Source organism: Streptomyces sp. NBC_01477, assembly GCF_036227245.1.
In the GTDB taxonomy this organism is placed as follows: domain Bacteria; phylum Actinomycetota; class Actinomycetes; order Streptomycetales; family Streptomycetaceae; genus Actinacidiphila.
In genome coordinates this window covers 3,002,942-3,026,845 of sequence record NZ_CP109445.1, presented here as the reverse complement: position 1 = coordinate 3,026,845, position 23,904 = coordinate 3,002,942, and the positions used below count along the sequence as shown (strand labels likewise).

Annotated in this window: 22 protein-coding genes; 11 read left to right on the top strand and 11 right to left on the bottom strand. The window is 72.2% G+C overall.

Translation table 11 applies throughout. From position 1 onward, the window contains the following. Positions 1-52 precede the first annotated feature (52 nt). Positions 53-1,759 (bottom strand): ABC transporter family substrate-binding protein, encoded by a 1,707-nt coding sequence (locus OHA86_RS12170; RefSeq protein WP_329174929.1) that lies wholly within the window; start codon positions 1,757-1,759, stop codon positions 53-55. 188 nt (positions 1,760-1,947) lie between these two features. On the opposite strand from OHA86_RS12170, the gene OHA86_RS12165 reads away from it, so the two are divergent. The 3 genes from OHA86_RS12165 to OHA86_RS12155 all read left to right on the top strand — a co-directional run bounded on the left by OHA86_RS12165 (position 1,948) and on the right by OHA86_RS12155 (position 6,200). Continuing rightward, entirely contained in the window at positions 1,948-2,931 is a 984-nt protein-coding gene (locus OHA86_RS12165) for an ABC transporter permease (protein ID WP_329182374.1), read from the top strand. An 84-nt stretch (positions 2,932-3,015) separates the two neighbouring features. Beyond that, positions 3,016-3,948, top strand: a complete 933-nt coding sequence (locus OHA86_RS12160) for an ABC transporter permease (protein ID WP_329174927.1) — start codon at positions 3,016-3,018, stop codon at positions 3,946-3,948. Continuing rightward, positions 3,945-6,200, top strand: a complete 2,256-nt coding sequence (locus tag OHA86_RS12155; RefSeq protein ID WP_329174925.1) for a dipeptide ABC transporter ATP-binding protein — start codon at positions 3,945-3,947, stop codon at positions 6,198-6,200. The genes OHA86_RS12160 and OHA86_RS12155 overlap by 4 nt, the downstream gene beginning before the upstream one ends. Before the next feature lie 91 nt (positions 6,201-6,291). On the opposite strand, the gene OHA86_RS12150 is transcribed toward OHA86_RS12155, so the two are convergent. The 4 genes from OHA86_RS12150 to OHA86_RS12135 form a co-directional block, all read right to left on the bottom strand. Continuing rightward, complete coding sequence (locus OHA86_RS12150; protein ID WP_329174923.1) at positions 6,292-6,615, bottom strand: DMT family transporter; 324 nt, start codon at positions 6,613-6,615, stop codon at positions 6,292-6,294. A gap of 163 nt (positions 6,616-6,778) precedes the next feature. Beyond that, on the bottom strand, positions 6,779-7,795 hold the full coding sequence (gene rsgA, locus OHA86_RS12145) for a ribosome small subunit-dependent GTPase A (protein WP_329174921.1): 1,017 nt from the start codon (positions 7,793-7,795) through the stop codon (positions 6,779-6,781). A gap of 3 nt (positions 7,796-7,798) precedes the next feature. Then, the gene (gene aroA, locus OHA86_RS12140; RefSeq protein WP_329174919.1) at positions 7,799-9,130 is read right to left on the bottom strand and encodes a 3-phosphoshikimate 1-carboxyvinyltransferase; all 1,332 of its coding nucleotides are present in this window, start codon (positions 9,128-9,130) and stop codon (positions 7,799-7,801) included. A gap of 121 nt (positions 9,131-9,251) precedes the next feature. Further along, the gene (locus OHA86_RS12135; protein ID WP_329174917.1) at positions 9,252-9,965 is read right to left on the bottom strand and encodes a M50 family metallopeptidase; all 714 of its coding nucleotides are present in this window, start codon (positions 9,963-9,965) and stop codon (positions 9,252-9,254) included. Positions 9,966-10,064: 99 nt separating this feature from the next. Here OHA86_RS12135 and OHA86_RS12130 point away from each other — a divergent pair, with 99 nt between their 5' ends. The 7 genes from OHA86_RS12130 to def all read left to right on the top strand — a co-directional run bounded on the left by OHA86_RS12130 (position 10,065) and on the right by def (position 15,937). After that, entirely contained in the window at positions 10,065-10,880 is an 816-nt protein-coding gene (locus tag OHA86_RS12130; RefSeq protein WP_329174915.1) for an SOS response-associated peptidase, read from the top strand. Further along, a complete protein-coding gene (locus OHA86_RS12125) occupies positions 10,880-11,590 on the top strand; it encodes an alpha/beta hydrolase family protein (RefSeq protein ID WP_329174913.1) in 711 nt (236 codons plus the stop codon). Before OHA86_RS12130 ends, OHA86_RS12125 begins: the two co-directional genes overlap by 1 nt. Before the next feature lie 349 nt (positions 11,591-11,939). Continuing rightward, positions 11,940-12,605 (top strand): sigma-70 family RNA polymerase sigma factor, encoded by a 666-nt coding sequence (locus tag OHA86_RS12120; RefSeq protein ID WP_443053947.1) that lies wholly within the window; start codon positions 11,940-11,942, stop codon positions 12,603-12,605. Further along, positions 12,602-12,982, top strand: a complete 381-nt coding sequence (gene rsrA, locus OHA86_RS12115; protein ID WP_329174911.1) for a mycothiol system anti-sigma-R factor — start codon at positions 12,602-12,604, stop codon at positions 12,980-12,982. The genes OHA86_RS12120 and rsrA overlap by 4 nt, the downstream gene beginning before the upstream one ends. 276 nt (positions 12,983-13,258) lie before the next feature. Next, positions 13,259-13,876, top strand: a complete 618-nt coding sequence (locus OHA86_RS12110) for an HD-GYP domain-containing protein (RefSeq protein WP_329174909.1) — start codon at positions 13,259-13,261, stop codon at positions 13,874-13,876. 290 nt (positions 13,877-14,166) lie between these two features. Next, positions 14,167-15,168: a tetratricopeptide repeat protein gene (locus OHA86_RS12105; protein WP_329174907.1), complete on the top strand. Its 1,002-nt coding sequence runs from the start codon at positions 14,167-14,169 to the stop codon at positions 15,166-15,168. A 115-nt stretch (positions 15,169-15,283) separates the two neighbouring features. Further along, complete coding sequence (def, locus tag OHA86_RS12100; RefSeq protein ID WP_329174905.1) at positions 15,284-15,937, top strand: peptide deformylase; 654 nt, start codon at positions 15,284-15,286, stop codon at positions 15,935-15,937. Here def and OHA86_RS12095 read toward each other — a convergent pair. From OHA86_RS12095 to OHA86_RS12085, 3 genes are all read right to left on the bottom strand, one after another. After that, a complete protein-coding gene (locus tag OHA86_RS12095; protein WP_329174903.1) occupies positions 15,934-16,974 on the bottom strand; it encodes a ribonucleotide-diphosphate reductase subunit beta in 1,041 nt (346 codons plus the stop codon). The genes def and OHA86_RS12095 overlap by 4 nt on opposite strands. Further along, positions 16,974-19,370 carry a ribonucleoside-diphosphate reductase subunit alpha gene (locus OHA86_RS12090; RefSeq protein ID WP_329174901.1) on the bottom strand — a complete coding sequence of 799 codons (2,397 nt, stop codon included), beginning with the start codon at positions 19,368-19,370 and terminating at the stop codon, positions 16,974-16,976. The genes OHA86_RS12095 and OHA86_RS12090 overlap by 1 nt, the downstream gene beginning before the upstream one ends. A 327-nt stretch (positions 19,371-19,697) precedes the next feature. Beyond that, complete coding sequence (locus tag OHA86_RS12085; protein WP_329174900.1) at positions 19,698-19,886, bottom strand: hypothetical protein; 189 nt, start codon at positions 19,884-19,886, stop codon at positions 19,698-19,700. Positions 19,887-19,974: 88 nt separating this feature from the next. Here OHA86_RS12085 and OHA86_RS12080 point away from each other — a divergent pair, with 88 nt between their 5' ends. Continuing rightward, on the top strand, positions 19,975-20,943 hold the full coding sequence (locus OHA86_RS12080) for a helix-turn-helix domain-containing protein (RefSeq protein ID WP_329174899.1): 969 nt from the start codon (positions 19,975-19,977) through the stop codon (positions 20,941-20,943). A 6-nt stretch (positions 20,944-20,949) separates the two neighbouring features. On the opposite strand, the gene mctP is transcribed toward OHA86_RS12080, so the two are convergent. The 3 genes from mctP to OHA86_RS12065 form a co-directional block, all read right to left on the bottom strand. Further along, positions 20,950-22,608 (bottom strand): monocarboxylate uptake permease MctP, encoded by a 1,659-nt coding sequence (gene mctP / locus OHA86_RS12075; RefSeq protein WP_329174898.1) that lies wholly within the window; start codon positions 22,606-22,608, stop codon positions 20,950-20,952. Next, positions 22,605-22,862: a DUF3311 domain-containing protein gene (locus OHA86_RS12070; RefSeq protein WP_329174896.1), complete on the bottom strand. Its 258-nt coding sequence runs from the start codon at positions 22,860-22,862 to the stop codon at positions 22,605-22,607. The genes mctP and OHA86_RS12070 overlap by 4 nt, the downstream gene beginning before the upstream one ends. A 158-nt stretch (positions 22,863-23,020) precedes the next feature. Continuing rightward, positions 23,021-23,791, bottom strand: a complete 771-nt coding sequence (locus OHA86_RS12065; RefSeq protein ID WP_329182372.1) for a GntR family transcriptional regulator — start codon at positions 23,789-23,791, stop codon at positions 23,021-23,023. Positions 23,792-23,904: the final 113 nt, after the last annotated feature.

Here is a 23,904-nt window from a genome sequence, read left to right as displayed (position 1 = left end):
ACACCTCGTCCCGGGAGGCCGGCGGGCACCTCTTCCCAGGAGGTCCAGCTTCCTAGGAGGTCCAGCCCATGTGGTCGTAGTCCCAGTCCGCCAGGCCCGAGGCGCCGAAGTTGGCCAGGCCCTTGCGGACCGCGACGATCTGCGGGCGCTGGTACAGCTCGATGGAGTGCACCTGCTCCCAGATCTTCGCGTCCGCCTGGTTGTAGAGCGCGTCGGCCGCGGTCCGGTCGGTGGTCTGCGCGGCCCGGGTGATCAGCTGCTGGATCTGCGGGGTCGTGATCCGGCCGTAGTTGCCGTACACCTGCGAGCCGGTGGGCGCCTGGAAGGTCGAGTACAGCAGGGTGTGGAAGAGCGCGTCGACGTTGCGGAAGCTGACCAGGTCGAAGGCGCCGGTGTTGACGTACTTCTCGAAGAAGTCGTTGGACGGGACCGTCTGGATCTTCACCGCGATGCCGGCCTGGCCGAGCTGCGCCTGCACCAACTGCGCCTGGTCGGTGGCCGACGAGCTGCTTCCGGCGCTGATCACATAGTCCAGGGTGAGCTGCTTGCCGCCCTTGGTGCGCGGCTTGCCGGGGCCGTTGTCCTGCCAGCCGGCCTGGTCGAGCAGCTTCTTGGCGCCCGCGAGGTCGTAGTCGCCCCACTTGCCCGCGTTGTCCTGGTAGCCCTGCTGGTTGGGCATGAAGAAGTGGTTGTCGAGCGGCTTGACGGTGAAGGGCAGGTCCTTGGAGAAGGCGGCGACGATGCCCTGCCGGTCGATCGCCAGGTCCACCGCCTGCCGTACGGCGAGGTCCTGGAGCGGGCCGCGGGCGCCGTTGAGGGTGATGTGGACCTCGTCCCAGCGCGAGCCGGTCCTGATGGCGGTGTCGGGGGAATTCGCCAGCCGCTTGTAGTCCTCCGGCTGGAAGGCCGGGGTCTCGTCGATCTCCTTGTTGAGATACGCGTCGGTGTCCGCCGAGGTGTCCAGCGCCCGGTAGATGATCGCGTCCAGCTTCGGCTTCGCGCCCCACCAGTGGGGGTCGGGCACGGTCGTGACGGTCTGCGCGGTCGTGTCGTACCCGCTGATCCTCCAGGAGTTGCCGGTGATCGGGACCTTGCCCAGCCAGCCCTTGTTGAACAGCTCGGGCGTCGCGATCGAGGGCGCGGGCAGCAGCGGGCGGAAGAGCCGCTGCCAGTCGGCGTACGGCTTGCCGAAGGTGACCTTCACCTGCTGGTCGTCAACACCCCTGGTGACCGCGGAGATCTGGTCGTAGCCGCTGGTGTCGGCGACCAGGTAGCGGTCGTCCCTGCCGTTCAGCGCCTTCCACTGGGTGGCGAAGTCCTGCCAGCTCAGCTGCTTGCCGTCGGACCACCTGGCCTTCGGGTTCAGGGTGTAGGTGACCACCTGCGGGGTGGTGGAGGTGACGGTGGCCGAGACCAGGAAGTCCTTGTCGAGCTGCGAGACGCCCTTGGCGTCGTAGCGGAAGAGGCTCGGCAGCACCTGGACGTCGATGCTCTGGGCGTCACCCTGCGTGCCGTCCACCTGGTAGAAATTCCACTGCGAGATCCACTGCTGGATCGACAGCTTCAAGGTGCCGCCCTGCTTGACCCTGCTCGCGGGCTGCGCGTTGATCCCCGACGTGCCCACCGCAGGCGCCGCGGCGCTCTTCTTCGGCGCCGCTTTCCCGTCGTCGTCGGAGCCGCCGCTGCACCCCGCGACCAGCACCGCGGTGGAAAGGGCCACGGCGACCGCGGTGGCGGGTCTGCCGAACATCCTGGGCATGGGTGGCTCCTCCGGTCGTCGGGCACGGCGCATCAGCACCCGCTGCCCCTCCGGGCACGGCGCTGGCGCTTGACGCTAGACCGCCACCGCCGCCCCATGCGCCTCTTTGGTAATGCCGACATGGCCTCTTCATATTGCGGTAACACAACGCCCCGAGGATCGTGGTGACGCCGGAGAGAGGACCCGATGTGCTCGCGTATCTGGCCCGACGGCTGGGTTATTACGTGGTCCTGCTGCTGGTCGCCGTGTGCCTGTCGTACGCGCTGGCGGCCACCGCGCTCCAGCCGCGGGCGTACTTCGAGGCCCGGCAGCCGCCGCCGCGGGCCGCCGCCGTCGACGCGCAGCTCAGCGCGCTCGGCATCAACGACCACACCCCGCTCTACGACCGGTTCGGGCACTGGGCGTCCCACGCGGTGCGCGGCGACCTCGGCAGCACCATCGACGGCACCTCGGTCAACGCCGAGTTCGGCCGCCGGGTCGGGGTCAGCCTTCGGCTGCTGGTGGTCGGCACCGTGGCCGGCACGGTGATCGGCGTGCTGGCCGGCGCCTGGACCGCGGTCCGGCAGTACCGGCTGTCCGACCGGCTCGTCACCGTCACCTCCTTCGTCCTGCTGTCCACCCCGGTCTTCCTGCTCGCGGTGCTGCTCAAGATCGGCGCCATCAAGCTCAACCAGGCGCTGGGCACCGACCTGATCAGATTCACCGGCGAGAAGACCCCCGGTCTGCACGGCGGTTGGTTCGCGCACGCCAAGGACCGGGCCGTGCACCTGCTGCTGCCGAGCCTGTCGATCGGGCTGATCACCATCGCCACCTACAGCCGCTACCAGCGCAGCACCATGCTCGACGTCCTCGGCTCCGACTACCTGCGCACCGCCCGGGCCAAGGGCCTGACGCGGCGCAAGGCGCTGCTCAAGCACGGGCTGCGTACCGCGCTCATCCCGATGTCGACCTTCTTCTCCTACAACTTCCTCGCGGTCTTCACCGGCGCGATCTTCACCGAGGCGATCTTCGGCTGGCACGGCATGGGGGAGTGGCTGGTCGCCTCGATCGGCAAGGACGACGTCAACTCGGTCGTCGCGGTCAGTACGTTCGCGGCCGTCGTCGTCCTGCTGTCCGGCTTCGTCGCCGATCTGCTGCACGCCGCCCTCGACCCGCGTATCCGCCACGCCTGACGGGTACGCCCGATCAGGGTTCCGACCGCCGCTGCCGCCGCCACCGCTGACCGCGACCTCACGACAAGGGGCCACCACACCGCCATGGCCACCGCACCAGAGACCCTGCTCGCCGGAGCCGAGGACGACGACGGCCTGGTCGCGGGGCCGCCCAGCCGGGTCAGGGTCACCCTGCGCCGCTTCGCCGGCCACCCCAGCGCCGTCGCGGGCCTGGTCGTGGTGGCGCTGCTGTTCGTGCTCGCCTTCGCGGGGCCGCACCTGACCCGGTGGAGCTACAGCGACATCGACTACACCGCGCTGCGCTCGGCGCCCTCGTCCCGGCACTGGTGGGGCACCAACAGGATCGGCCAGGACGTCTTCGCGCAGACCGTGCGCGGGTTGCAGAAGTCGCTGATCATCGGGCTGCTGGTCGGGGTGGCCGCGACCGCGGGCGCCGCCGCCGTCGGCGCGTGCGCGGGCTACTTCGGCGGCTGGACCGACCGGCTGCTGACCTTCGTCACCGACCTGCTGCTGATCTTCCCCAGCTTCCTGGTGATCTCCGTGGTCTCGCCGCGGCTCAAGGGCGGCGGCTGGCTGATCTTCGCGCTGCTGCTCGCGCTCTTCGCGTGGATGGTCACCGCCCGGGTGGTGCGGTCGATGGCGATCTCGCTGCGGGAGCGGGAGTTCGTCCGCGCGGCCCGCTACATGGGCGTCGGGCCGCTGCGGATCATCGTCCGGCACATCGTGCCCAATGTGGCGTCCTTCCTCATCATCGACGCGACCATCGCGGTGGGCACGGCCGTGATGAGCGAGACCGCGCTGTCCTACTTCGGCTTCGGCGTGCAGTCGCCCGACGTCTCGCTCGGCACCCTGATCGCCGACGGCACCGGGGCCGCGGTCACCTACCCGTGGATGTTCTTCTTCGCCGCCGGGCTGCTGGTCGTCTTCGTGCTCGCGGTGAACCTGATCGGCGACGGTCTGCGCGACGCGATCGACCCGACGTCCACGCGGCGGCGCACGAAGGGGGCGGCCCGGTGACGGAGTCGCTGCCGGACGACGTCGTGCTCGACATCCGCGGCCTGGAGGTGGACTTCGGTACGGTGCCGGCCGTGCGCGGTGTCGACCTGGTCCTGCACCGCGGCGAAGTCCTGGGCCTGGTCGGCGAGTCGGGCTCGGGCAAGTCGGTGACCGCGCTCGCCGCGATGGGGCTGCTGCCGGGCGGCGCGCGCGTACGCGGCTCGGTACGCCTCGACGGGACAGAACTGGTGGGCGCCACCGACGCGGCGCTGTCCGCGGTGCGCGGCAACCGGATCGCCATGGTCTTCCAGGACCCGCTGTCCGCCTTCACGCCGGTCTACCGGATCGGCGACCAGATCGCCGAGGCGCTGCGCGCCCACCAGGACCTCTCCCGGGAGCGGGCCGCCGAGCGGGCGGTGGAACTCCTCGACCTGGTCGGCATCCCGGAGCCGCGGATCAGGGCCGCGGCCTTCCCGCACGAATTCTCCGGCGGCATGCGGCAGCGCGCCATGATCGCCATGGCCGTCGCGAACGACCCCGACGTCATCCTCGCCGACGAGCCCACCACCGCGCTCGACGTGACCGTGCAGGCCCAGGTGCTCGACGTGCTGCGGACGGCGCAGCGCGAGACCGGCGCCGCCCTGCTGCTGGTCAGCCACGACCTGGGCGTCATCGCGGGCAGCGCGGACCGGGTCGCGGTGATGTACGCGGGCCGGATCGTGGAGACCGCGCCGGTGGACGCGCTGTTCGCCCGGCCGCGGATGCCGTACACGCTGGGCCTGATCGGTGCGGTGCCGCGGCTGGACGCGGACGCGAAGGGGCGGCCCGAACCGCTGGTGCCGATCCCCGGCGCCCCGCCCGTGCCCGGCTCGCTCCCGCCCGGCTGCGCCTTCGCCCCGCGCTGCCCCCTGGCCGAGGCCCGCTGCCGGGCGGCGGAACCGGGGCTGACCGCGGTGGCGGAGCCGGGGCCGACCGCCCCGGCCGAGCCGGAAAGGGCGCCGGCGGAGGCCGGATCGGCGGGACCCGAAGCGGCGGCGGCGCCCGGGCCGATCGCGGTGGCGGAGCCGGCGCCGGCGCTGCGGAAAGCCGAGCCGGCGGCGGCAGCACCCGCCGCGCTGACAGCCGACGTCACCGCCCGTGCGCGGGCCCCGCACCTGGCCGCCTGCGTGCGGGCCGACGAGATCGCCGGGCTCGGGCCGCTCGACGTCTTCCCGGTGGCCGTCGCCGAGAGCCCGGCGGCGCCCGTGGCGGACCGGCGGCCCGACGGGGACACCGTGCTGCGGGTCAGCGGCCTGGCCAGGACCTTTCCCCTGCTCAAGGGCGCGGTGCTCAAGCGCCGGGTCGGCTCGGTGTACGCCGTGGACGAGGTGGACCTCGACATCAGGACCGGCGAAGTCCTCGGCCTGGTCGGCGAGTCGGGCTCGGGCAAGTCCACCACCCTCTTCGAGATCCTGGAGCTGAAACGGCCAGAGCGCGGCAGCGTCGAGGTGCTGGGCCGGGGCACGGACGCGCTGACCCGGCGCGAGGCGCACGCCCTGCGCGCGCAGGTCCAGATCGTCTTCCAGGACCCGATGGCCAGTCTCGACCCGCGGCTGCCGGTCGGCGACATCGTCGCCGAGCCGCTGCGCGCCCAGCGCGCCGACCGGGGCCGTATCGCCCGCCGGGTGCCGGAACTGCTGCGCCAGGTCGGCCTCGACCCGGCGCACGCGGACCGCTTCCCGCACGAATTCTCCGGCGGCCAGCGCCAGCGCATCGGCATCGCCCGCGCCCTGGCGGTCGACCCGAGGCTGCTGGTCCTGGACGAGCCGGTCTCGGCGCTCGACGTGTCGGTGCAGGCCGGCATCGTCAACCTGCTGCTGCGGCTGCGGGCCGAACTGGGCCTGGCCTACCTGTTCGTGTCGCACGACCTGTCCGTGGTGCGGCACATCGCGGACCGGGTGAGCGTGATGTATCTGGGCCGTACGGTCGAGGCGGGCGCGGTCGGCGAGGTCTTCGCCCGGCCCCTGCACCCGTACACCCAGGCGCTGCTGTCGGCGGTGCCGCTGCCCGACCCGGTACGCGAGCGGGCCCGTACCCGCATCCTGCTGCCCGGCGACCCGCCGAGTCCGACCCGGCGGGTGCCGGGCTGCGCCTTCCGCTCCCGCTGCCCGGTCTTCGCGGTCCTGGGGGAGGAGCGGCGCGCGCGGTGCACCGCCGACGTACCGCCGCTGGCGGAGCAGGGCGCCGACCATGTGACGGCCTGCCACTTCCCGGCCGAACGGGCGGTGCTGTGACCGGGACGGCGGCTCAGGACCGGGACGGCGGCTCAGGACCGGGGCGGCCCGGCTCGGAGCATGGCGCGGCGACCGCCGGGCGGGGCCGGGGTCAGTGCGAGGAGCCGGAGATCTGCAGGCCGATGACGCCCACGACGACCAGTGAGATCGACGCGAGCTTGAGGGCGGAGACCAGGTCGCCGAGGAAGGCCATGCCGTAGATCGCGGTGCCCGCCGCGCCGATACCGGTCCAGACGGCGTACGCGGGACCGACGTCGAGCTTTTTCAGCGACAGGGTGAGCAGGCCGAAGGAGCCGAGGGCGAAGACGCAGAAGGCGACCGTGGGCCACAGCCGGGTGAAGCCGTGCGACAGCTTGAGGCAGACCGCGAAGCCGGTCTCGAAGAGACCCGCGACCACCACCAGGAGCCAGGCCATCGGGGCGCCTCCGTTTCGGCTCGTTCCGCTCGCGCCGCCCGCTGCGGCCGCTCGCGCTGCTCATACCCGCATCTCCGCCGGTCGTGCACCGGCGCGTGCGCTGTCGATCATCACACAGCACAGGGCGGAATGAGGCGGAAGTGAGGCGGCCCCACCGTACCGGTCAGTCGCCCTCGCGGCGCTCCCGGGTGGCCAGCAGGCGGCGCAGCGAGTCGAGACGGGCGGGTTCCGCGTGGCCCGCGGCCACCCAGGCGTCCAGGGCGCAGTCCTTCTCGTCGTGCGAACAGCCGCGCGGGCACTCCTCGGTGCCGGGCTCCAGGTCGGGGAAGGCCTTGATGACCCGGGACGGGTCGATGTGGTGCAGCCCGAAGGAGCGGACGCCCGGGGTGTCGATGACCCAGCCCGCCGCCCCGTCGGGTCCCGTGCCGGGCAGCGGCAGCGCGAGCGCCGAGGTGGTGGTGTGCCGCCCGCGCCCGGTCACCGCGTTGACCACGCCGGTGCTGCGCTGACGCTCCACCAGCGCGTTGACCAGGGTGGTCTTGCCGACACCGCTGTGCCCGACGAAGGCGGTGACCCGGCCGGCGAGGCGTTCGCGGATCTGGTCCACCCCGCCGGTCAGGAAGTCGTCCCGGTTGGTGACCACGTAGGACAGGTCGAGGGCCCCGTACGTCTCCAGCAGCGGTGCCGCGGGCGCCAGGTCGGACTTGGTGAGCACCAGCAGCGGGTCGAGGCCGGCGTCGTAGGCCGCTACCAGGCAGCGGTCGATCATCCGCGGGCGCGGCTCGGGGTCGGCGAGCGCGGTGACGATGGCCAGCTGGTCGGCGTTGGCGACGACCACCCGCTCGAAGGGGTCGTCGTCGTCGGCGGTGCGCCGCAGCACCGACCTGCGCGCCTCGACCCTGACTATCCGGGCCAGCGTGTCCTTGGCCCCCGACAGGTCGCCGACCACCGCGACCCGGTCGCCGACGACCGCGGACTTGCGGCCCAGCTCGCGGGCCTTCATGGCGGTGACCTCGCGGTGGTCGACCAGGACGGTGAGCCGGCCGCGGTCCACGGTCAGCACCATGCCCTCGGCGGCGTCCTCGTGCTTGGGCCTGATGGTCGTACGCGGCCGGGTGCCCCTGCTGTTGGGGCGGACCCTGATGTCGTCCTCGTCCGGGTTCTTGCCGTAGCGCCGCACTTTTCAGCCCTGTCCCGCCGGTACGCCCAGCATGTTGGTCCACAGCTCGGGGAAGTCCGGCAGTGTCTTGGCGGTCGTCGCCACGTCCTCCACCTGGACGCCCTCCACGACCAGGCCGAGCACCGCGGCCGCGGTGGCCAGGCGGTGGTCCTCGTAGGTGTGGAAGTCGCCGCCGTGCAGCGGGCGCGGGCGGATGCGCAGGCTGTCGCCGGTCTCGGTGATGTCGCAGCCCATCTCGCCCAGCTCCTTGGCCAGCGCCGCGAGCCGGTCGGTCTCGTGCAGCCGCAGGTGCGCGATCCCGGTCAGCTCCGACTCGGACTCGGCGAGCGCCGCGACCGCCGCGATCACCGGGGTCAGCTCGCCCACGTCGTGCAGGTCGGCGGTGATGCCGCGGATCCGCCCGGTGCCGCGGAAGGTCAGCGCGTGGTCGGTCTGTTCGTACGAGCCGCCCATCCGGGTGAAGATCTCCCGCAGCGCGTCGCCGGGCTGGGTGGTCCTGCGCGGCCAGCCGGGCACGGTCACCCGGCCGCCGGTGACCAGGGCCGCGGCCAGGAAGGGCGCCGCGTTCGACAGGTCGGGCTCCACCGTGATGTCCCGGCCGAGCAGGGCGCCCGCGGTGACCCGCCAGACGTTCCTGGCGCCGCCGCTCTGCGGGGCGTCCACCCGGGCGCCGGCCTTGCGCAGCATGTCCACGGTCATCCGGATGTGCGGGACCGAGGGCAGCGTACGGCCGGTGTGCCGGATCTCCAGGCCCTTGTTGAAGCGCGGCCCCGACAGCAGCAGGGCGCTGACGAACTGCGACGAGGAGGAGGCGTCGACGTCCACCGCGCCGCCGGTCAGCGACCCGGCGCCGTAGACGGTCAGCGGCAGTGACCCGCGGCCCTCGTCGTCTATCCGCGCGCCCAGGGCGCGCAGCGCGTCGATCACGCCGTGCAGCGGGCGCTCGTACGCGCGTGCGTCGCCCTCGAAGCGGACCGGGCCGTCGGCGAGCGCGGCCACCGGCGGCAGGAAGCGCATCACCGTGCCCGCGTTGCCGACGTCGACGGTCGCCGGGCCGTGGAGCCCCGCGGGGATGATCCGCCAGGCCTCGCCGCCGTCGGGGTTGACCGTCTCGTCGATCTGGACGCCCATCGCCCGCAGCGCGTCGGCCATCAGGACGGTGTCCCGGCTGCGCAGCGGGCGGCGCAGCCATCCGGGTTCCGAGGAGTGCGCGGCAAGCACCAGGGCACGGTTGGTCACCGACTTCGATCCGGGCACCGTGACGGTCGCGTCAACGGCACCGGGCGCGGTGGGGGCGGCCCACCGGAGGGGGGAGTGCGCGGCGCTGTCGCTCATGAGGCCCAGCGTAGTGGCTCGGGTACGGGGAGATAAGTTGGCGAATCAGCCGAAACCTCCCGGAAACCAGGTGTCACATGAAGGTCATCCGGACCGGAACGCTCACTTCCGGTCGGCCGGGTCAGCGGATCAGCAGCCATTGCCCGCCGCCGACGACCGCGCACAGCGCGATCACGTAGAAGAAGAACAGCCACAGCGCGGCCGGCGTCCCGGTCAGCCGGCCCAGCTGGTCGGCGTCGGAGGTCCCGCTGCGGTCCCGGCGCCTGGAGCGCTGCAACTCGGCGACCGGACGGGCGCCGCCGGCCAGCAGGAACCACACCACCAGATAGGCGAAGGCCGCCTGGACCTGCGCTTTGGTGACCCAGGACACCAGCAGGAAGAGCGCCCCGGTCAGCACCACCGTCAGGGCCCCGTACGCGTTGCGGATCATCACCAGCATCGCCAGCAGCAGCGCCGTGGCCCCCCACAGCAGCGCCGTTATGTGCCCGGCCGCCAGCAGGGCCGCGCCCGCCAGGCCCAGCAGCGGCGGCGCCGTGTAGCCGGCCGCGGCGGTCAGCACCATGCCGAGGCCGCGCGGTCTGCCGCGGGAGACCGTCAATCCCGAGGTGTCCGAATGCAGCCTTATGCCGTCGAGCCGCCGGCCGGTGAGCAGCGCCACCAGACCGTGCCCGCCCTCGTGCGCGATCGTCACCGCGTTGCGCACGATCCGCCAGACCCCGCCGGACAGCACCGCCGCCAGGGCCAGCACCGCGGTCGCCCAGATCAGCCAGCGCGGCGGGTCGGTCTGCGTCCCGGTCAGCCGGTCCCACATCCCGGCGATGCTCGCGACGTTCATTCGGCGCTCATTCCCTCCTGCGTCCTGCCCCGCGCTTGCTTCGTACGCCCTTGCGATCCGGTCGCCGCCGGGGCCCGCGGTCGTGGCAGTCTGGCACCCATGTGCGGTCGATATGCGGCGAGCCGGAAACCAGAAGATCTCACGGGCCTCTTCGGCGTCACGAAGTGGGAGCCCACCGAGACCCTTGCCCCGGACTACAACGTGGCGCCGACGAAGGACGTCCCTGTCGTACTGGACCGTCCGGTGCGGGACTCCGGTTCCCCCGAGCCGGTACGCCAGCTGCGCGTGCTGCGCTGGGGCCTGGTCCCGTCCTGGGCGAAGACGCCCGACGTGGGCGTGAAGATGATCAACGCGCGGGCCGAGACGGCCGCCGAGAAGCCGTCCTTCCGCCGCGCCCTGGCCGCCAGGCGCTGCCTGATACCGGCCGACGGCTACTACGAGTGGGTGACCGGGGAGGGCGAGCGGCAGCTCGAGGAGCAGGGCAGGCGCAAGCGGGCCCGCAAGCAGCCGTATTTCGTCACGCCCGCCGACGGCTCGGTGATGGCGATGGCCGGCCTGTACGAGTTCTGGCGCGACCGCACCCTGCCCGACGACCACCCGCGCGCCTGGTGGACCACCTGCACGGTGATCACCACCGCGGCCGAGACCGGCGAGCTGGCCGGCTACGAGGGCCGGGGCCCGCGCGCGCTGGCCGACATCCACCCCCGGATGCCGCTGATGATCACCCCCGACCGGTGGGACGCCTGGCTCGACCCGGCCACCACCGACCCCGATGTGCTGCGCGACCTCCTCGCCCCGCCGCCCGAGGGCCTGATGCGGGCCTACCCGGTGGGCATGGCGGTGAGCAATGTCGCGAACAACGGCCCCGAGCTGCTCGACGAGCTGCCCGCACCCGAGGAGGAGACACTTTTCTGATGGACGCACCGCCCGGCCCCGCAGCCGCCCGCACCGAAGAGGCCGACACCCCGGCAGGTCCCGCGCGGATCAGCTGGTACGCCGCCACCCGGCCGCGCAGCGTGCTCGCGCTCGGCCACGGCGCGGGCGGCGGCATCGAGGCGCGGGACCTGGCCGCGCTGGCCGCCGTGCTGCCCGCCGCCGGCGTGGTCGTCGCGCTGGTGGAGCAGCCGTGGCGGGTCGCGGGCCGCAGACTCGCCCCCGCGCCGGCCACCCTGGACGCCGGCTGGACCGCGCTGTGGCCCGCCCTCGCCGCGCCGGGCCTGCCGGTGATCGCCGGCGGGCGCAGCGCCGGGGCCAGGGTCGCCTGCCGTACGGCCGAACGCCTCGGCGCCGCCGCCGTCCTGGCGCTGGCCTTCCCGCTGCACCCGCCGGGCCGCCCGGACTCGTCCCGGGCCGCCGAACTGACCGCCGCCGCCGACATCCTGCCGCTGCTGACCGTGCAGGGCGGCCACGACCCGTTCGGCCGCCCCGCCGAATTCCCGCCGGGCCGCGAGCCGGTGGAGGTGCCGTACGCGGACCACGGCTTCGGGGTGCCCAAGCGGGCCGGCGTCACCCAGGAGGAAGCACTCGCCGTGCTGACCGGGGCCGTCGCCGACTGGCTCGCCGACCTCGGGCACGCCACCGCGCACGCCGGCGGGCGAACCGGAAGCCGCAGCGGGCACCGCTGAGCCGGGGAAGCCGCCCTGGTCCTACGTCTCCGGTCGTGCTCCGGGTTGCGCTTCGGCTCCACCGCGGGAATGACGACAGCGGCAGTGGCGTTGTGCCATGCGGAAGAGCGAAAAGCTGTGACAAAGCTCCGGTGAGAGAGGCATCCGCATGGTTTCAGCCGCATGCCGGCCCCGCGCAGAGGCCACCGCGCAGTCGGCGGTCGCCGCACCATTTGTGAACTGGGCGGAATGGCCCGCCAAGGGTGACGGCAAGGACCGTGGCAAGGGCGGATCGGGCGCATCACTCGCCGGTGCAATATCCTCCGAGACGAGCGTGTCCGCTTTGGGACTCGCTGGCGTTTCTGAGGAGGTGGGTCCGGTCACCGGCACCGACGACAGCACGGCGGAAACCGCGGGTGCGTCCGGTCAGGCAGCACAGGAGAGCAGCGCGCGGCGCACCGAGCGCTTCGAGCGGGACGCCCTTGGGTTCCTCGACCAGATGTACTCGGCCGCGCTGCGGATGACCCGCAATCCGGCCGACGCGGAGGACCTGGTGCAGGAGACGTACGCGAAGGCGTACGCGTCCTTCCACCAGTTCCGTGAGGGCACCAATCTGAAGGCCTGGCTCTACCGCATCCTCACCAACAGCTTCATCAACTCCTACCGCAAGAAGCAGCGCGAGCCGCTGCGCAGCGGCTCGGAGGACATCGAGGACTGGCAGCTCGCCCGCGCCGAGTCGCACATGTCGACGGGTCTGCGCTCCGCTGAGTCGCAGGCGCTCGACCATCTGCCCGACTCCGACGTGAAGGCGGCCCTCCAGGCGATCCCGGAGGAATTCCGCATCGCGGTGTATCTCGCGGATGTCGAGGGCTTTGCCTACAAGGAGATCGCGGACATCATGGGAACGCCCATCGGCACGGTGATGTCCAGGCTGCACCGCGGGCGTCGTCAGCTGCGCGAACTGCTCGAGGACTACGCCCGTGACCGCGGGCTGGTCCCGGCGGGCGCGGGAAATGAGAAGGGCGCGGATTCATGAGTTGCGGCAACGCGCATGAGACGGACTGCTCGGAGGTGCTGGGCCACCTCTACGAATATCTCGACAACGAGATGTCCGACGACGCCTGCACCAAATTCAGGCAGCACTTCGAGGAGTGCCACCCGTGCCTGGAGAAGTACGGGCTTGAGCAGGCTGTGAAGAAGCTGGTGAAGCGGTGCTGCGGCTCCGACGACGTACCGACCGACCTGCGGTCGAAGGTGATGATGCGGATCGAGATGATCCGCGCGGGCGCCGCGTCCACCACCGACTCCGCGTCCACGGCGGGTTCCCCTTCCGCGTCGCCCTCCGCGTCCACCTCGACGTCCGCGTCCGCGACGGCCTCCACGACCGGGTCCGCCGCCGAGCCGGCGTCCTAGCCCGCACCCTCGCCCGGCCGGCTTCGGCGTCAACACGGGTACGGCGAGGGTCGCCCGTACGGGCGTAAAGCGGGCGTTCCGCACTGCCACGGCGGGCGCGGCCCTATCGTCCTGAGTACCGGCGGGTGTTCCCGCCGGGGCCAGGGCCTCCGATGGGGCCGCGCCCGCCGTGTGCTTGCCGGAGGAGGCCGCCGTGCCGTATCCCTACGATGCCGGCCGCCGCGGCCCCGACCGCGCAGAATCCTTTCCCCCGACAGGCCGGGCCGGGATCCGGCGGTGAGCCCCGTCACGGAGCTGGTCGCCGCCATGCAGCTCAAGGACCCCTACACCCGCGGCCACGGCGACCGCGTCGGGCAGGCCAGCGCCCTGATCGGGGCGGAACTGCGCCTCAGCGGCGACCTGGTGGCCGCGCTGCGGCTCGCCGGGACCCTGCACGACATCGGCAAACTCGGCGTACCCGGCGCTCTGTTGCGCAAGCCGGGGCCGCTCACCGCCGCCGAGCGGCGGACCGTGCAGCGGCACCCCGGGCACGGCTACGCGCTGGTCCGGGACACCGGGGTGCCCGCGGTGGCCCGGGTGGCCGTCCTGCACCACCACGAACGCCTCGACGGCGCCGGCTATCCGCACGGCCTGGCCGGACGGCTCATCCCGTGGCCGGCCCGGATCGTCGCGGTGGCCGACGCGCTGGACGCCATGACCTCCACCCGCAGCTACCGCCAGGCCCGCCCGGTCGCCGCCGCGCTGGCCGAGCTGCGGCGGTGCGCGGGCAGCCAGTTCGACCCCTGCGTGGTCGCCGCGCTGGGCCGCGCCCTGTCCCGGCACCCGTGGCCGCCGCCCGTGCCGCAGCCGGCCGGCGCGGGGGCCGGTTCGCTCGCCCGTAGGCCATTCGGGTGAGGGCGGCTCACCCGGGTGCCGGTGGAGTGCCTCACCTGGGCATGGTTGGATGCCCACGGGGATGGCAAGGAGGCATGGTGAGGGTCGCCGCCGCACAGGGGTCAGGGCCGGGCTGAGACAACGGCCAAAATGTGCAAGGTTGGAGTCGTACCCGCTCGTCCGACGACGTGCGGGGGGTACGAGAAAGGGACCCGCGCACAGCGGTGCGAGTCCCCCCGGGGGACGTGATCGTGGTGCGGGAAGGCGACGTCCTGGCAGTGATCGGCTGAGCGGGCAGGCGGGTAACGACGTTGAAGATCTTCGGCAGAGTGCGGCACCGGCCGTCGCCCACATGGCGGCAGGCCACCGACCAGGCGTTCTCGCTGATCGACGACGGCCGCTACGACGACGCGGGCGCGCTGCTGACCCGCGCCGCCGATCTGGAGCCGTGGCTTTCCGAGTCCTGGTACAACCTGGCGCTGCTGCACAAGTTCCGGCACGACTGGGCGCAGGCCAGGATCGCCGGGCTGCGGGCCGTGGCGCTGCTGGACCGGCCGGTCGGCGCCCCCGACTGGTGGAACCTCGGCATCGCCGCCACCGCGCTCCAGGACTGGCCGCTGGCCCGCCGCTCCTGGCAGGCGTACGGCCTGCGGATGCCGGCCGGCACCGCCGCGCGCAGCGGCGAGGAGTCCGCGAGGCTGCCGCTGGGCAGCGCGGCCGTGCGGCTCTCGCCTGAGGGCGAGGCCGAAGTGGTGTGGGGCCGGCGGCTCGACCCGGCCCGCGTCGAGGTGCTCTCCATCCCGCTGCCGTCCTCGGGGCGCCGCTGGGGCGAGGTCGTCCTGCACGACGGGGTGCCGCACGGCGAGCGGGACACCGCGGGCGGTTCCGGCGGGTCGGTCTACCCGGTCTTCGACGAGATCGAGCTGTGGGCGCCGTCACCGGTGCCGACCTGGCTGGTCCTGCTCGAAGCGGACGCCCCCGCCGACCGGGACGCCCTCGAACGCCTCGCCGCCGAGGCCGGTTACGCCGCCGAGGACTGGTCCTCGTCGGTGCGCCTGCTGTGCCGCACGTGCTCCGAGAGCCGGATGCCCACGGACGACGGCTCCGCGGCGCGGGACCCGCACGATCACGGCGAGCCGGGGCACCCCGGGCACCTCAGCCACCTGAGCGAGCACGGCTCGGGGCAGCACTGGTCGCCCGAGCGGGAGTGCGGGATCGCCGCGCCGTCGGGCCTCGTCCGCGGCCTGCTCGACGGCTGGGTCGCCGACTCCCCGTCCACCCGGGCCTGGCGCGACCTCGAAGAGGTCTGCTAGCCGGGGGCGGGGGAGCACATCCGGGCCGCGGGGACGGCCGACCGGGGGACGGGGCCGGGCGGGGGGCCGTACCCTGGACGGATCACTCACACCGCCCGGAAGGCGTACGGCACCGATGTCCCAGCAGCACACCGACCAGCCCCCCACCCCTGCGGAGGAGCTCTTCCTCGACGACGTGACGGACGCGGAGGCCCGTGAGCTGGCCCACCGCGAGCGCGGCACCGCCCGCCCGATCACCGTCGTGGGCAATCCGGTGCTGCACCGGGAGTGCCGGGACGTCACGGACTTCGGCGACGAGCTGCTCGCGCTCGTGGACGACATGTTCGCGAGCCAGCGCGCCGCCGAGGGCGTCGGCCTCGCGGCGAACCAGATCGGCGTCGACCTGAAGGTGTTCGTCTACGACTGCTCCGACGACGACGGCGTCCGCCACGTCGGCACCCTGTGCAACCCGGTGCTGGAGGACCTGCCCGCGGCCAAGCGGCAGCTGGACGACTCGAACGAGGGCTGCCTGTCGGTGCCGGGCGCGTACATGGAGACGCCGCGCCCGGACTACGCGGTGGTCCGCGGCCAGGACCTGCACGGCAACCCGGTCGTGGTGCGGGGCAGCGGCTACTTCGCGCGCTGCCTCCAGCACGAGACCGACCACCTCTACGGCCGGCTGTACATCGACCGGCTCTCCAAGCGGGACCGCAAGGATGTCCTCCGCCAGATGGCGGAGGCCACCCCCAAGTTCGCGACCGTCCCCAACGACCAGCCCGCAGGCGGCTAGAAGTCCTCGTCGAGCGCCACCGTGCCCTCCACCGCCACCTGGTAGGCGGAGGGACGGCGCTCGAAGAAGTTGGTCAGCTCCTGCACGCCCTGCAACTCCATGAAGGAGAAGGGGTTCTGCGATCCGTAGAGGGCCGGGAAGCCCAGCCGGGCGAGCCGCTGGTCGGCGACGCACTCCAGATACGCCCGCATGGACTCGGTGTTCATGCCGGGCAGCCCGTCCCCGCACAGGTCGCGCCCGAACTGCAGCTCGGCGTCGACCGCTTCGCGCAGCATGTCGGTGACCTCCCGCTGCAACTGGTCGTCGAAGAGGTCGGGCTCCTCCTTGCGTACGGTGTCGACCACGTCGAAGGCGAAGCTCATGTGCATCGTCTCGTCCCTGAACACCCAGTTGGTGCCGGTCGCCAGCCCGTGCAGCAGCCCGCGCGAGCGGAACCAGTAGACGTAGGCGAAGGCTCCGTAGAAGAAGAGCCCCTCGATGCAGGCGGCGAAGCAGATCAGGTTGAGCAGGAAGCGGCGGCGGTCCTCGCGGGATTCGAGACGGTCGATCTTCTCGGCGCCCTGCCCGTCGAAGTTGGCCATCCAGCGGAAGCAGAACTGCGCCTTCTCGCGGATCGACGGGATCTCCTCGACGGCGTCGAAGGCGGCGGCCCGGTCGGCGGGATCGGGCAGATACGTGTCGAGCAGCGTCAGATAGAACTGGACGTGCACGGCCTCCTCGAAGAGCTGGCGGGACAGGTAGAGCCGCGCCTCGGGGGAGTTGATGTGCTTGTAGAGGGTGAGCACCAGGTTGTTGGAGACGATCGAGTCACCGGTGGCGAAGAAGGCCACCAGGCGGCCGATCATGTGCTGCTCGCCCGGGGTGAGTTTGGCCAGGTCCGAGACGTCGGAGTGCAGATCGACCTCCTCCACCGTCCAGGTGTTCTTGATCGCGTCGCGGTAGCGCTCGTAGAAGTCCGGGTAGCGCATGGGCCGCAGGGTCAGTTCGAAGCCCGGGTCGAGCAGGTTCTTCACCACAGGGGTGCTGGCGGTGGTCATTACTGGCAGGCCTCGCAGGACTCGGGGTTTTCCAGGGAGCAGGCGATCGCGTCGGCGTCGGCGGTCGCGGGGACGTTCAGCGGTGCGGGTACGGCGGCCTGGGCGGCGCGGGCGATCCGGGTGGCCGGGCGGGACCGCAGGTAGTACGTGGTCTTGAGGCCCTGCTTCCAGGCGTAGGCGTACATCGAGGAGAGCTTGCCGATGGTGGGCGTCTCCAGGAACAGGTTCAGCGACTGGCTCTGGTCCAGGTACGGGGTACGGGCCGCGGCCATGTCGATCAGCGCGCGCTGCGGCAGCTCCCACGCGGTGCGGTACAGCTCGCGCACCTCGGCCGGGATCCAGCTGAAGCCCTGCACGCTGCCGTTGGCCTCGCGCAGCGCCTCCCGGCTCTGCGCGTCCCACACCCCGAGCTGCTTGAGCTCGGCCACCAGGTAGGAGTTGACCTGGAGGAACTCGCCCGACAGCGTCTCGCGCTTGAAGAGGTTGGACACCTGCGGCTCGATGCACTCGTACGACCCGGCGATGGAGGCGATGGTCGCGGTCGGGGCGATGGCCAGCAGCAGCGCGTTGCGCATCCCGGTCGCGGCGATCCGCTCGCGCAGCGCCGCCCAGCGCTCGGGCCAGTGGAATGCGACGCCGTAGTGGTCGGGGTGCAGCACACCCGCGGCCGTACGGGTCCGGTCCCAGGCGGGCAGCGGGCCGTTGCGCTCGGCCAGGTCGCAGGAGGCCTCGTAGGCGGCGAGCATGACGCGCTCGGCGATCTTCGTGGACAGCGCGCGGGCCTCGGCGGAGGCGAACGGCAGCCGCAGCTTGAAGAAGACGTCCTGGAGGCCCATCACGCCCAGGCCGACCGGCCGCCACTTCGCGTTGGAGCGGCCCGCCTCCTGCGTCGGGTAGAAGTTGATGTCGACGACCCGGTCCAGGAAGGTCACCGCGGTGTGCACGGTCTCGTCGAGCCGCTGCCAGTCGAGGTCGCCGTCCGGCGTCACGAAGGAACTCAGGTTGACCGAGCCGAGGTTGCACACCGCGGTCTCGGAGTCGTCGGTGACCTCCAGGATCTCCGTGCACAGGTTGGAGGAGTGCACGGTGTGGCCGGGCAGCGCGGTCTGGTTGGCGGTGCGGTTGGCGGCGTCCTTGAAGGTCATCCAGCCGTTGCCGGTCTGCGCCAGGGTGCGCATCATCCGCCCGTACAGCTCGCGGGCCGGGATCGTGCGCTGCGCCAGGCCAGCCGCCTCGGCCGCGCGGTAGGCCGCGTCGAAGTCGTCGCCCCACAGGTCCACCAGCTGCGGCACGTCGGCGGGCGAGAACAGCGACCAGTCGGCGTCGCTGTCGACCCGGCGCATGAACTCGTCGGGGACCCAGTGCGCGAGGTTGAGGTTGTGGGTGCGGCGGGCGTCCTCGCCGGTGTTGTCCCGCAGTTCGAGGAACTCCTCGATGTCGGCGTGCCAGGTCTCCAGGTAGACCGCGGCGGCGCCCTTGCGCCGGCCGCCCTGGTTGACCGCCGCGACCGAGGCGTCGAGGGTCTTCAGGAACGGGACGATGCCGTTGGAGTGCCCGTTGGTGCCGCGGATCAGCGAACCGCGGGCGCGGATGCGGGAGTAGGGCAGGCCGATGCCGCCGGCGTGCTTCGACAGCCGCGCCACCTGCTGGTAGCGCTCGTAGATGGAGTCCAGTTCGTCCAGCGGCGAGTCCAGCAGGTAGCAGGACGACATCTGCGGGTGCCGCGTACCGGAGTTGAAGAGGGTCGGCGAGCTGGGCAGGTATTCCAGGGCGCTCATCAGCCGGTAGAGCGCGGCGACCTGGTCCACCGCGGGGGCCGAGTCGTCCTCGGCGAGCCCGGCGGCGACCCGCAGCATGAAGTGCTGCGGGGTCTCGATGACCTTGCGGGTCAGCGGGTGCCGCAGCAGGTAGCGGCTGTAGACGGTGCGCAGGCCGAAGTAGCCGAAGCGGTCGTCGGCGCGGTCGGCGAGCGCCCGGTCGACCAGCGCGTCGAGCCGGCCCGCGTGGCGTACGACGAAGTCGGCCGTACGGTCGGCGACCAGGCCCTCGCGGTGGCCCACCGCGACGGAGGCGGCGAAGGACACCGCGCCCTGGGACGCGGCCTCCTCGGTGATGGCGAGCGCCAGCAGCCGGGCCGCCAGCCGCGAGTACGCCGGGTCCTCCGAGATCAGCCCGGCGGCGGCCTCCACGGCCAGCGTCCGCAGTTCGGCGCCGTCGGCGCCGCCGCTGCGTCCGCGCAGCGCGGCGGCGGCGACCCGGCCCGGGTCGGTGTCGGGCAGGTCGGCACAGAGCGCGACGAGGGTACGCAGCAGGCCGGCGCCGGCGCTGTCGGTGCTGTCGGGCGCGGCTACGGGTGAATCCCCGGTGGTGGCGGGGGCTTCGGGCGCGATGGTCACGGTGGTGCGGTCTCCCTCGTACGCGGCGGCGGCCGTGCGGGGGAGGGGCGGAGGGGGTCGCGGGCATGCGTGCGGGCATGCCGGACCGCGTCCGCAGACCCGATCCGCGAGGCCCGGACTCGTCGGCGCACGCCGGTCTTCCGACCGTGCGGGCGCCGGCTGCCGGCAGGCGATCGGGCTGTGCGGGGCGCGCGGGCGCGCCACCGCTCACCGTTGCGGGGCAGCGCCGGATTCGCACCGGCTTCCCCTGCGGGCAGCGAAGTTGAGCATACATCTAGTGCCGGGTCGCTGAGTGACGCCCACATGTTGTGTCGCGGTAAGGGTCGTTCAGTACCGCACAGGCCTGTCCTCCCTTGCCGGCACGGCCTGTCGCGGCGGCCTTCTGGGCCCTTCGCCGCGCTCCGCGGCGCGGATCTCGCGGGTGATGCGGACGTCGGTGCGGTGGCCCATGAGGGGCACGAAGGTCAGGGCGAGGGCCAGGGCGAGCAGTGCGGAGATGTCCAGGAGAACTGTCATGAGTCAATGGTCGCGATGGTGCTGTCTTTCGAACAGTGGCAGCACTGCCGTACTACCGCAACATCCTGCCACGTGCGATGCTCGGAGCATGCTGCAGAACGTCGCCGTGGTGCTGTTCGACGGGGTCCACCCCTTCGAACTCGGTGTGGTGTGCGAGGTCTTCGGGCTCGACAGGACCGGTGAGGGACTGCCCGGCTACGACTTCGCGGTCGTCTCGGCGGAGGGCCCCAGGCTCCGCACCCACGCCGGCTTCGACGTGGTCGCCTCGGAGGACCTCGACCGGCTGGACGAGGCCGACCTCGTCGCCGTACCGTCCGCGGACGCCCTGCTCGTGAGGGAGTTCCCGCCGGACGTCCTGCGGGCGCTCCAGCGGGCCGTGGAGCGCGGGGCGACGGTGCTGAGCGTGTGCTCCGGGGTCTTCGTGCTGGGCGCGGCGGGCCTGCTCGACGGCAGGCGGTGCGCGGGGCACTGGCGGCACACGGACGAGCTGGCCGCCCGCTTCCCCGCGGCCCGGGTGGAGCCGGACGTGCTCTACGTGGACGACACCGGGGTCGTCACCTCGGCCGGCACCGCCGCGGGCATCGACGCGTGCCTGCACCTGGTGCGCAAGGAGCAGGGCACCGCCGTCGCCAACGGCATCGCGCGCCGGATGGTCGTACCGCCGCACCGGGACGGCGGCCAAGCGCAGTATGTGGCCCGGCCGCTGCCCCGGGCCACCAGCGACACCGTCACCGGCGTGCTCTCCTGGATGGAGCGGCACCTCGACCGGGACGCCACCGTCGAGGAGCTGGCCGCCCGCGCCCACATGTCACCGCGCACCTTCGCGCGCCGCTTCCAGCAGGAGACCGGCACGACGCCGTACCGCTGGCTGCTGGGGCAGCGGGTGCTGCTGGCCCGCGAACTCCTCGAAGGCACCGACGCGACGGTCGACTCGGTGGCGGTGCGGGCCGGATTCGGGAATGCCGCGACCATGCGGCACCACTTCTCCCGGTGGACCGGCACCACACCGCAGGCCTACCGCCGCACCTTCCGCAGCCCGGACCTCCCTTCCGGGTAGGAGGCCCTAGGCGCCGGCCGGTTCCGGCAGGCCGGGGGTGGTGCCGGGGGAGGGGTCGACGGGCCCGGGCGGGGTCGGGTCCGAGTCGGTCGTGTAGTCCGCCAGGACGGTCTCGTCCACGCCCGCCGGGGCCTTGAGCGCGCGCAGCGCCAGCGTGAGGACGACCGCGATGCCGATGTTGAGGACGAAGGCGGTCAGGCCGATGTAGCCCTTCTCCCCGATCCACGGGATCATGTCCGAACTCCCGCCGAAGTGCGACTGCGTCGGGCTGGACTGCTGGTACGCCTTCCACGTCCCGTAGCCCATGCCGGCCGCCCAGCCGGCCAGCAGCGCCCAGCGGTGGAACCAGCGGGTGAACAGCCCGCCGACGATCGCCGGGAGCGTCTGGAGGATCCAGATCCCGCCCAGCAGCTGGAAGTTGATCGCCACCGTCTTGTCCATGGTGAGGACGAAGACGAGCGCGCCGACCTTCACCACCAGCGAGACGATCTTGGAGACCGCGGTCTCCTGCGCGGGCGTGGCGTCCGGTTTGATCAGGTCCTTGTAGATGTTGCGGGTGAAGAGGTTCGCCGCCGCGATGGACATGATGGCGGCGGGCACCAGCGCCCCGATGCCGATCGCCGCGAAGGCGACCCCGGCGAACCACGAGGGGAACATGTTCTCGAACAGCTGCGGGATGGCGAGTTGCGCGTTGTAGCCCTTGATGCCGCCGCCGACGCCGGCCGCGAGTGCCATGAAGCCGAGCAGCGCCAGCAGGCCGAGCATCAGCGAATACAGCGGCAGTATCGTCATGTTGCGGCGGATCGTGTCGCGGCTCTTGCTGGACAGCACGGCCGTCACGGAGTGCGGGTAGAGGAAGAGCGCCATCGCCGAGCCCATCGCCAGCGTGGCGTACGCCCACTGGGCCTGCGGCCCGGTCACCAGCGAGCCGCGGGGCGCGCCGGTGGCGGGGTTCTTGACCGCGTAGGCGGCGCCCGCCTTGCTGAAGATGTCGTCGAAGCCGCCGAGCTTGTACGGGATGTAGATGATGGCGACCGCGATGACGATGTAGATCAGCGCGTCCTTGACGAAGGCGATCAGCGCCGGCGCCCGCAGCCCCGAGGAGTAGGTGTACGCGGCGAGCACGCCGAAGGCGATCAGCAGCGGCAGGTCCTTGACGAACCAGTTCGTGGAGTCGCTGCCGCCGACGCCCATCACGTCCAGGACGGCCTGGATGCCGACCAGTTGCAGCGCGATGTACGGCATCGTGGCGATGATGCCGGTGATCGCGACGGCCACCGACAGGCTCTTGGAGCCGAACCGCCCGCGGACGAAGTCCGAGGAGGTGACGTAGCCGTGCTTGTGCGAGACCGACCACAGCCGCGGCAGGAAGAGGAAGACCAGCGGGAAGGTGATGATCGTGTAGGGCACGGCGAAGAAGCCGGCCGCGCCGGCGCCGTAGATCGCGGCGGGCACGGCGACGAAGGTGTAGGCGGTGTAGAGGTCGCCGCCGAGCAGGAACCAGGTCACCCAGGTGCCGAAGTTCCGCCCGCCCAGGCCCCATTCGTCCAGGTGCAGCGGGTCGGCGGCGCGGCGCCAGCGGGCGGCGAGGAAGCCGAGCACCGTGACGGCCAGGAAGAAGAAGATGAAGACGGCGAGCGCGACGCCGTTGACGCCGTCCTTCACCTGGCCCCACCGGCCTTGCGCGCCCGCTCCTCGCGCCGTACGAGCGCGTAGGCGACCGAGGTGAGCGCGGCGGTGACCGGCACCCAGGCGATCTGGTACCAGTAGAAGAACGGGATGCCGATGAAGGCCGGCGTCAGGCGCGAGTAGGAGTTCACCCACAGCAGGGCGACGAACGGGGCGAGCAGGCACAGCGCGGCCACCACCCGGGTGGGGGTGATGACCGGTGGCCGCGGGTCCGGTGGTGCTTCCGTCATGAGTGGTGCTCCCGTCCCCTAGAGCGACGTGTGTGATGCGGAAATCTAGGGGAGGTTACCGGCGGTCGTCACTACCCGTGCACGGATCGGCCGCCGGGTCAGCCGGTCGGGTGACGCGGGGGCCCGTACGCGCCGACACCGCTTCCGCGGGCGGCGGTTCAGTCGATCGGCCGGCTGAGCCTGGCCACGAACTTGTAGCGGTCGCCGCGGTAGACCGAGCGCACCCACTCCACCGGTTCGCCGGTGGTGTCGATCGAGTGCCGGGAGAGCATCAGCATCGGCAGGCCGACGTCGGTGCCCAGCAGGCCCGCCTCGCGCGGGGTGGCCAGCGACGTCTCGATGGTCTCCTCGGCCTCGGCCAGCCGCACGTCGTAGACCTCGGCCAGCGCGGTGTACAGCGAGGTGTACTTGGCCAGGCTGCGGCGCAGCGCGGGGAAGCGCTTGGCCGACAGGTGGGTGGTCTCGATCGCCATCGGCTCGGAATTGGCCAGCCGGAGCCGTTCGATCCGCAGCACCCGGCCGCCGGTCTTCATGTCCAGCAGCCCGGCCAGCCGGTCGTCCGCGGTGATGTAGCCGATGTCCAGCAGCTGGGACGTGGGTTCCAGCCCCTGGGCACGCATGTCCTCGGTGTACGAGGTGAGTTGCAGGGCCTGCGAGACCTTGGGCTTGGCCACGAAGGTGCCCTTGCCCTGGATGCGTTCGAGCCGGCCCTCGACCACCAGTTCCTGCAGCGCCTGCCGGACGGTGGTGCGGGAGGTGTCGAACTCGGTGGCCAGGGTGCGTTCCGGCGGGACCGGGGTGCCGGGCGGCATCGTCTGCGTGATGTCCAGCAGGTGCCGCTTGAGCCGGTAGTACTTGGGCACCCGGGCGGTGCGGCCCGCGGCGCCGCCCGCCGTCGTCTCCGCGCTGGTGACCGCGTCGCTCTCCATGACGTTTACTCCCGACTGCTGTCGTGCTGCCGTCACCGGCTCCTCCGTTGATCGCGGCTCACATGGTGGCACGCGCGGCCCTGCGGGAGAGAGGCGGCGGGGGGTGTGGTCCC